The sequence below is a fragment of the Endozoicomonas sp. genome (assembly GCF_051008435.1).
Classification (GTDB): domain Bacteria; phylum Pseudomonadota; class Gammaproteobacteria; order Pseudomonadales; family Endozoicomonadaceae; genus Endozoicomonas_A.
The window spans coordinates 1-8,314 of sequence record NZ_JBPCXO010000015.1 but is presented as its reverse complement, the minus strand read 5'-3'; the positions used below and the strand labels follow the sequence as shown (position 1 = coordinate 8,314).

Genomic DNA, 8,314 nt, shown 5'->3' with positions numbered 1-8,314 from the left:
CTCAAATTTCAGTTCCACAAAAACGCACTTATAGGGTGAAAACCCAGATGAGCAAATATTAGTCTACAGATGCTGATATTACTGAGTTTTTGGCAAATTTAACGATCATGAACTCACGGATTCAGGTCTATCTAAAAATCAGGCAGGAGGCCCAAAAATGATCAGCCAACCTGTAAAAGGGCCTTAAAAGAAGGATGCATGCCGTTTATTAACGGGCATGCTATCGAATTTAGTTAACAGTGCTATTCAACTTCCGTTAGTTCGGGGGTTGATGATTCAAAGCGATAACCAATATTCACTTCAAACTCTCGGAGTCGTTTAATAATGGACAGCAACTCCGTCACTGTAGCCCAGTTTTCTGTGAAATAGGAAAGGCTGTCTGAAACACTGCTGAAAGCATGAGCCACTCTGTTCAAAATGCCCATTAACAGAATGCCATAAATGACACCGGGTCCAATGACCAGAAGGTCGGCAATTACAACAAACTGGAAAAAAAAGTTCTGCCACAAAGAAAAATAGGAATAGTTAAGATACAGTCGAAAATAGTTCAGGCGAAGACCGGTAAAGAGCTCTAACAGGGTGGGGGTATCGGCGTAAGTTTTATCGTCTTCTGCATAAACCAGCCGTTTTCTGAATCGGGCTTCTACTTTCTGGTTGTTGTATTCAAGGCCCGGGAGACGAATACCCACATAGTAGGAAATGATGATGGCACTGAAAGAGAGCAGACAGGAAAGCCAGAGTAATGAGCCCGGTATCTGGCTCATGATTTCCATGCCTTTCAAAGATTGCGGGATTCGGTCATAGTTTTCCATGAAAGCCGGACTGCTGAGCCAGTCGTCCAGTTTGCTGCATATCTCTTCACTGAGGGTCCACAGAATAGGGATAAAAGCGATGAGAGTCAGAATGGCGCGAAACAGGCCCAGAGCCAGTTGTTCTGTTACTCTGGCAAAGCGCTGGGGGTCTTCCTGCATGCGCTGGGAAGCGCCTTCAACATCGTGACCCACTTTTTGCCAGAAGGGCAAATAGGCCATTGTCATGGCCTGTCGCCAGCGAAAGCAGTAATGCTGTGAGAGGAAGCTGGAAAGACTTCTCAGTAAAACAAAGGGAAAGACGATCGAGCAGAATATCAGGATAAGTTCCCAGAAGCGGCCAATGGTTTCAGGTTTGGCCAGCTGCATCATATCCCACATCTCGCCATACCATCCGTTCAGTTTGACCATCATCATGACTTCAATAAAGATGGAGGTCAGCAGGACTGCAAGCCCTCCCCAGGCCCATATAGCCCATTGTTTTGACATGAAGAAGCATTTTAACATCCCTGAATTCCTCTACGACATTGGATAAAAGCTCGATAAGTTTAGACAGCCGATCATCCAGACTGTTCACTTTTTAAACCATCCTTTCGTCGAGAGAGAAGGGTGGGCAACCGGCGTCTCTGAAGCAGAAGAATAAAAGCGGGTTTCTAATAGTATTCAACCTATGCTCATTAGGCTGTTACCAAATAGAGGCTTAGTATTATGTCTTGTCGTTTCTGGTTAACGGTCATAATGCTGCTATTCAGTCAGCTGTTATGGGCTCCTGTCCCTATTATGGACATCAATGGCGTCGCTATTCCCGCATCCGATAGACCCATACTCATTAGCAGCTATGAATAGATGGAAGTCTTTATGGAGTTTTCACCTGCCATGAACTTTTCAGGTAATGAAATGGGGTTTCTGGATATAGCGGTGATCGATCCATTGGGCTTTACCATGAAGGGGCTATTACCTGGTATCAGAAGATTGTATTCGGGGCAGCTGGAATCGATTCGGCGATCACAGCGTCTGGTTAATTTGTCTGTTGAATCCGGTGAGGAGTTGTCCTTTAACGGGAGAATGGTGCTTCATATCCATGCCGGAGAAGATGAAGGTGAACACTTTGTTGATTTTGAATTCAAGGGCAGTACCGTTGTGTATGAGCCTGGAGATTTTGGTTATCGGTTAGGTCGCTTTCTTAAAGAGAGCGGACTGAAAGTCAGTCAACTTGATATCATCACCTGTTATGGCCAAAACGTTGTGGAATCCATTTTTAAAGGCATTAAAAAAGCAGGCGTGACGGATATATCTGTACATTCCTTTAAAGCGAAGGAAATGGTAATACCGGGGAAACCCACGAAACCTGAAACAGAGACATTCAGAGAGGACACAGTGAGAATTGAGTTTGACGACAAAACCTATCGAATCGATGCCGATGATTTTTTTCTGAGAGGGACCGCTCAGAGTATTCCAGATGAACTTAAACTGCATTTTCAGGCTGGCAAATCTGACCCGGTCATACCTCCACCCATGGCAGAAGACTTTATGGATTGCACTCCCTGATGCGCTCTATAAAAGTCAGGTAGAAAAAAGCCGGAGAATCTCCGGCCATTTCTACTGATTGAAAACAACCATCAATAATTACTTCTTGTCACCAGCAATATCCAGCAGCTCGACTTCGAAGACCAAAGTAGAGGCAGGTGGAATGGAACCGGCAGCCTGGTCACCGTAACCCAGCTCAGCAGGGATATACAGCTTGTACTTGGAGCCCTTAGGCATCAGCTGCAGACCTTCCTGCCAGCCTTTGATAACACCATTCAGAGGGAAAGTAGCTGGCTGGCCACGCTCAACACTGCTGTCGAATACGGTGCCGTCAATCAGAGTACCGGTGTAATGAACGGTTACCTGATCTTCAGGAGAAGGCTTGGAAGCACCTTCTTCACCTTCTTCACCGGCTTCAATGACTTCGTACTGCAGGCCGGATTCAGTGGTCTTCACGCCTTCTTTCTTGGCGTTTTCCTTCAGGAAGTCTTCACCCTTCTTACGGTCTTCGTCCAGACGCTCTTGAACCTTCTTCTCGATGATAGGACGAATGCGCTCTTCGTGACTCTGCAGGGCGTTACGAATATCTTCATCATTCAGCTTGCTCTGGCCACTCAGGGCTTCCATGAAACCTTTCTTGAGCAGTTCACGGTCAATGGTAATACCCATTTCTTCTTGCTGCTTCAGGGTCTGGTCAGCATAGTTACCCAGAGAAGCGCCCATAGCGTAGGCGGCTTTTTGCTCCGGGGTATCCAGCTTGACTTCAGTAACGGGTTGGGTGTCGTCCTTACAACCTGCGGCAAGAGCAACTACAGCTGCCAACGCGGTCACTTTGAGAACCTTTTTCACTATTTTTCTCCAATGGGTTGGTCAAAGTCCTGCCAGTAAAGGGCTTAGACCCGGAAAAGACGGGGAGTATCCCTGCCTTAATGAATAAACACTGAATAATGGCACAGAGATTGTGGTAATTGAACTTTTCAGACCCTTTTTTGTGGATTCTGACATTCTCTTGACCTTTTTAGTCTGGGTGTTGACGGAAATAGCGATTTTTTTAGTACTTTTGTGCCTATTTCTGAAGGTTCAGCCTGAGTCTTAAAAAAGTTATCGAAGAGTTGCAGCGTGGGGGTGAAGTCGTGGCAGGCCTAGGGAGATCAGAGTTGTCAGGGCAATAAAGAGGCAGGATACCCAAAGACAGACAGCCAGTCCACCCACCTGAAACAGCCAACCTGATAATATCGTACCCATCAACCGGCCCATGGCATTGGCCATATAATAGAAGCCTACATCCATAGAGGCTCCATCTTCCCGGGCATAACTGACAATCAGGTAGGAGTGCAGTGAGGAGTTGATGGCAAAGATAGCTCCAAACATCAGAAGACCCACAATAATGGTCAGCTCTGGATGCCATTCCAACTGAATACCCAGGGCAACCGCCAAAGCGGATAACAATAAAGCAGCAGCCCAGACCGTTGCCGATTTACGTCCGGGTGGGGCATCACTCTCATTGCCGGTAATGCGAGGAGCCAGCCCTTGAACAAAACCGTAACCAATCACCCACAGGGCCATAAAACCACCGGTTTCAGAATGACTCCAGCCAAACACGCTGGAGAGATAGACAGGCAGAGCGATCACAAACCAGACATCCCGTGAACCAAACAGAAACATTCTGGCTGCAGAGAGTATATTGATCGCCCGGTTATCCGAAAAAATATGACTGAACTTGGCTTTGGCTTTTGACTTGCCCATATCCCGGTTTAGCCAGATCAGGCTCATGATAAACACGATTGCCAGCACCGCTGCCATGGCGAACAGCGTGTTTCTAAAGCCAATGATTGAAAGCAGCGCACCACCTATAAAGAAGCCTGCTCCTTTCAGAGCGTTTTTGGATCCCGTCAGGATCGCAACCCACTGATACAACTTGCCCTGTTGTTCATTACTGACCAGCTTCTTGATAGAAGTCTTGGCACTCATTTTATTCAGGTCTTTGGCAATCCCCGACAGCGCCTGGGCAAACATGACCAGAGGAGCCGTCAACCACTGAGCAGGAACTGTGAGCAACAACAGTGCAAAAATCTGCAGGCCAAGTCCGAAGTTCATGGTCCGGTTTAAACCCAGTCTTGAGCCTACCCAGCCGCCCACCAGGTTGGTCACGACACCAAAGAACTCATAGAACAGAAACAGCATGGCGATTTCCAGAGATTCATAGCCAAGACTGTAAAAGTGCAGTACAACCAGCATCCGCAGAGCACCGTCTGTAATGGTGAAATTCCAGTAATTGAACGTCACCAGCAGATATTGTCTCAGATCATAAGACAGATTTTTTAACATCATACTTTCCCGGTCTTAACTGGTGCAGCGTGGTTTGACGTGTGGGCTTTAAGGCGGATCTTTTCCTGATTAATAAAGTCAGGCTGACCGGTTCTGGTCACCGCCAGCACCAGTTCCATCCAGGGCGGAAGATCCGGGTTGAGTCGGTAGAAAATGTTTTGGGCACGGCGATGGGTGCTCAGCATCTTTAAAGTACGCATCAGCGCCAGGTGGCGGGATACTTTGGACTGGCTTTCCTGAAGGGCTTCTACCAGGTCATTGACACACAGCTCCTGCTCATCCTCTATCAACATAAGAATGCGCAGTCGTGTATGGTCAGAAAGCAGCTTGTAGAATTCGGCCGGGCTGGAGTCGTTTTTGATCACGCCCGGTGTATTCAACTGCAGAAACAGTTTGATGTGTTCCTGCAGGCTATGGGCAGTGTTTTCAAACGGACTGAGACCTTTCTGAAGTTTGGGATCTGCCAGATCCCAATGTAACAGGGCGTCTGATTGAGGGTAGTGAGCACATTCATTCTTCGCGTTATCACAAAGCGTGATGACGTAATCAAAATGTTGTTCATCGAGATCATCCAGGCACTGGCTTTTCAGACCGTCGGCAGGAATGCCCAGCTTTTTCAATGTTTGAAAAACTCTGTCATCAATGCCCTGAGGTTGGGTGCCCGCACTGAACACCCTGAAATCATCACTGGCCATATTGCGAAAAATGGCTTCTGCCAGTTGGGAGCGGGCTGAGTTTCCAGTACAGAGAAACAAGATAGAAAGCAGTGGCGTCATCGGTAATAAATGTCCGTGTATAAAGAGTCAAAAGCCCGGGTTGTCATCTCTGCTCATTTCCCAACCCATAAAAAATGGGCAGTATTCATGCATCTTGAAGCCAGAGTGCAGCCATTGAAAACGAAACAATGTCTGCAGGATGATTGTCTTGGACGCGTTATCCTGGTGATGGATGGAACCCATAAGGTGGTTTCGTCAACCCCAGTCACCTACTCGTTGTACGCTCCTGGGGCTTCACGAACTTGACGCCTAGTAGCAATTTGAAATCCAATGGGTATCGATCATATCCCATCAGGCCAGTCCTACTTTTCTGGCCAGTTCAGCGGTTCTCACGGAATAACCCATTTCATTGTCGTACCAGGCATAGATCTTCACCATACGATCATTGACCACCATGGTGGAAAGAGCATCCACAATGCTGGAGCGGTGATCGCCCAGGTAATCGATGGAGACCAGCGGTCTCTCTTCATAGCCAAGAATACCTTTTAACTCATTTTCTGCGGCAGACTTCAGAAGCTGATTTACTTCCTCAATGCTGGTGTCTTTTTCCACTTCGAACACCACGTCAGTCAGGGATGCGTTGGCCAGTGGCACCCGAACCGCATGGCCATTCAGCTTACCCTTCAGTTCCGGGAAAATGTGGGTAATGGCGGTTGCGGAACCGGTAGTGGTTGGAATCAGCGACATACCACAGGCTCTGGCGCGTCGAAGATCTTTGTGGGGAGCATCCAGAATAGTCTGGGTATTAGTGATGTCATGAATAGTCGTCATGCTGCCACGGACAATGCCCAGGTTTTCATGAATGACTTTTACGACAGGTGCCAGGCAGTTGGTCGTACAGGACGCTGCAGTGACAATCCGGTGTGTCTCTGGATCGAACAGATGATCGTTAACCCCCATTACGGCATTCAGAACACCTTCTTCTTTTACGGGAGCGGTCACTATCACCCGCTTGACGCCCTGGTCGAGGTACTTTTGAAGAATCGGGGTTTTCTTGTGAACACCGGTGCCGTCTATAACGACGTCACAATCGGACCAATCCAGGTCGTCTATGTTTTTCACCTGGCTGCAGGCGATAGTCTGACCATCAACAGTAATGCTGTTTTCAGTGGCTGAAATAGCGTGGGACCAGCAACCCTGTACAGAATCGAATTCAAGGAGGTGTGCCAGGGTAGGGGCACTGCCTGCTACGTCATTGATTCTGACGAACTCCAGTTCTGGCCAGTCAAAAGCTGCACGCAGCACCAGACGACCGATACGACCAAAACCATTAATACCTACTTTTACTGCCATGGTGTCCTCTCTGTTACAAGGTTGCTTCTGAATTAAAGAAAAGGTTTAAATATTTGTATATGCGGATAATCAAATATAATAAGAGAGGCGTCAAGCTTTGAAGATTGTTTTCGGTAAATCTACCTAGTACTCCATCCTGCAGAGATAGATATCGAATCATGATTGACCGATCAGGCATATTCTGCACAGACAATAATCTTCTGAAATATCTGGTACAGGCCAAAACCTCGCAATAATTTGTCATGAATTCATTATTTGAGACAAAGCATCCCTATCCCTGTATTAACATCAGGAAAGTCTGAACGATTGTACTTTACCTGCCTCACATAATGAGGCTGGTAGTTACCTTATTAACTTTCATTCAGCTCTGGCAAGGTGGGATAAAGTTTTTTCAACTTTATACGTGCATCTTCTGTAGTGAAGCGCCACTCAATAGTTGACTTGCTCTCGTTACGATTTTTTTCCCAGACTTTAACTTCACGAAAAAGTGTTTCCTTATCAGGAATGCGACGGTTTAGACACTGACGACTCAGTATGCTGAGTTCTATTTCTGCCATATCTAGCCAACTTCCATGATTCGGGGTGTAACAGAATTCAAGTTTATCGATAATCCTGCGAGCTTCTTCAGGATCAAAAGCTTTGTAAAGCGAAGCTGGATTGTGAGTATTTAGATTGTCTTCAACCAGGGTTATTTTGATAGCGTCTTTGAAGCGACCATCAACCAAATTTTTAACCTGATGAGCCCAATCGACTGATGTTCTTCTATCGGTAACTTCTGCGTTCCGCCAGCCTGTAAGAGGCTCAAAGATCATAAAGATGTTACAGACACCATTACGCTCATATTCAGTGTCAAATCGTTCAGGCTTACCGGGTTCCGGTGGTATCGGGTCACGGACCTCAATGAGCAATTGCTTGCTGGTTTCATCAAGACAGGCCACCGGATATTTCGGGTCGTATGGGCGTTTGTAAACTTCAAGGACATTTTCCATGGCGCAGACAAAATCAGCGTTTTCTTTTACTGGAATGCACCATTCTTTATTTAGCCATGGTTTGATTTCGTTTTTTTTAGCTCTACATGGATAGTACTTCTTGAAATATCATCTACATATTCCAGCTGAACCATACGGTCTCTCAATAAATTTAAAGTCCATCGGCACTGACCCTCCGGAGGAGTTGAACAGGCTAATGCGGTAAGATGCGCTTGGCCTTCTCCATCCAGCTTACGCTTCCGGCCGTGATGACTTAGCTTGCCATGAACTGCAGCGTTCAAACCTTCTTCAGCAAGACGCTGCCGTAGACGACAAATAGTCAAAGGTTTTACATTAAAGGCTTTAGCCGTCTGCTCATGAGTCAAAGGATCGTTATTTTCATCAATGGCTAAAAGAATTTGGGCGTGCCGTTTCTTGTGCTGTGCCACTACTGGTTTTTCTTGCTTGATCAGTGCTTCAAGCATCTCTCGTTCACTGTCATCCAGCCGAACGTGATATTTGACTGACATGATAATAACCTCATCATTACGTTGTGGTTATTAATCATAGACTACAGTCTGATATATCATTGACTACAAGATGGAGTACTAGC

Annotated in this window: 7 protein-coding genes; 1 reads left to right on the top strand and 6 read right to left on the bottom strand. The window is 46.5% G+C overall.

Going from position 1 to position 8,314, the window contains the following annotated elements; genetic code table 11:
* Nucleotides 1-242: 242 nt before the first annotated feature.
* Nucleotides 243-1,316 (bottom strand): putative transporter, encoded by a 1,074-nt coding sequence (locus tag ACR2PX_RS00605; protein ID WP_433997429.1) that lies wholly within the window; start codon nucleotides 1,314-1,316, stop codon nucleotides 243-245.
* 351 nt (nucleotides 1,317-1,667) lie between these two features.
* Here ACR2PX_RS00605 and ACR2PX_RS00600 point away from each other — a divergent pair, with 351 nt between their 5' ends.
* Nucleotides 1,668-2,357: a hypothetical protein gene (locus tag ACR2PX_RS00600; RefSeq protein WP_433997428.1), complete on the top strand. Its 690-nt coding sequence runs from the start codon at nucleotides 1,668-1,670 to the stop codon at nucleotides 2,355-2,357.
* 78 nt (nucleotides 2,358-2,435) lie between these two features.
* Here ACR2PX_RS00600 and fkpA read toward each other — a convergent pair whose 3' ends face one another.
* The 5 genes from fkpA to ACR2PX_RS00575 all read right to left on the bottom strand — a co-directional run bounded on the left by fkpA (nucleotide 2,436) and on the right by ACR2PX_RS00575 (nucleotide 8,231).
* Nucleotides 2,436-3,185 carry an FKBP-type peptidyl-prolyl cis-trans isomerase gene (gene fkpA / locus ACR2PX_RS00595; RefSeq protein ID WP_433997427.1) on the bottom strand — a complete coding sequence of 250 codons (750 nt, stop codon included), beginning with the start codon at nucleotides 3,183-3,185 and terminating at the stop codon, nucleotides 2,436-2,438.
* A gap of 252 nt (nucleotides 3,186-3,437) precedes the next feature.
* Complete coding sequence (gene arsJ / locus ACR2PX_RS00590; protein WP_433997430.1) at nucleotides 3,438-4,664, bottom strand: organoarsenical effux MFS transporter ArsJ; 1,227 nt, start codon at nucleotides 4,662-4,664, stop codon at nucleotides 3,438-3,440.
* Nucleotides 4,664-5,440, bottom strand: a complete 777-nt coding sequence (locus ACR2PX_RS00585; protein ID WP_433997426.1) for a metalloregulator ArsR/SmtB family transcription factor — start codon at nucleotides 5,438-5,440, stop codon at nucleotides 4,664-4,666. The genes arsJ and ACR2PX_RS00585 overlap by 1 nt, the downstream gene beginning before the upstream one ends.
* Nucleotides 5,441-5,731: 291 nt before the next feature.
* A complete protein-coding gene (locus ACR2PX_RS00580; protein ID WP_433997425.1) occupies nucleotides 5,732-6,733 on the bottom strand; it encodes an ArsJ-associated glyceraldehyde-3-phosphate dehydrogenase in 1,002 nt (333 codons plus the stop codon).
* Nucleotides 6,734-7,083: 350 nt separating this feature from the next.
* A protein-coding gene (locus ACR2PX_RS00575; protein WP_433997424.1) for an IS630 family transposase occupies nucleotides 7,084-8,231 on the bottom strand; the annotation gives its coding sequence in 2 pieces (ribosomal slippage) (nucleotides 7,084-7,808 and nucleotides 7,808-8,231; 1,149 coding nt in all).
* Between the last annotated feature and the right edge of the window lie 83 nt (nucleotides 8,232-8,314).

Coding starts and splice junctions, on each gene's coding strand:
- ACR2PX_RS00600 (WP_433997428.1), top strand. CDS start 1,668: ATGGAGTTTTCACCTGCCATGAACTTTTCAGGTAATGAAATGGGGTTT.
- ACR2PX_RS00605 (WP_433997429.1), bottom strand. CDS start 1,316: ATGTTAAAATGCTTCTTCATGTCAAAACAATGGGCTATATGGGCCTGG.
- ACR2PX_RS00585 (WP_433997426.1), bottom strand. CDS start 5,440: ATGACGCCACTGCTTTCTATCTTGTTTCTCTGTACTGGAAACTCAGCC.
- ACR2PX_RS00580 (WP_433997425.1), bottom strand. CDS start 6,733: ATGGCAGTAAAAGTAGGTATTAATGGTTTTGGTCGTATCGGTCGTCTG.
- arsJ (WP_433997430.1), bottom strand. CDS start 4,664: ATGTTAAAAAATCTGTCTTATGATCTGAGACAATATCTGCTGGTGACG.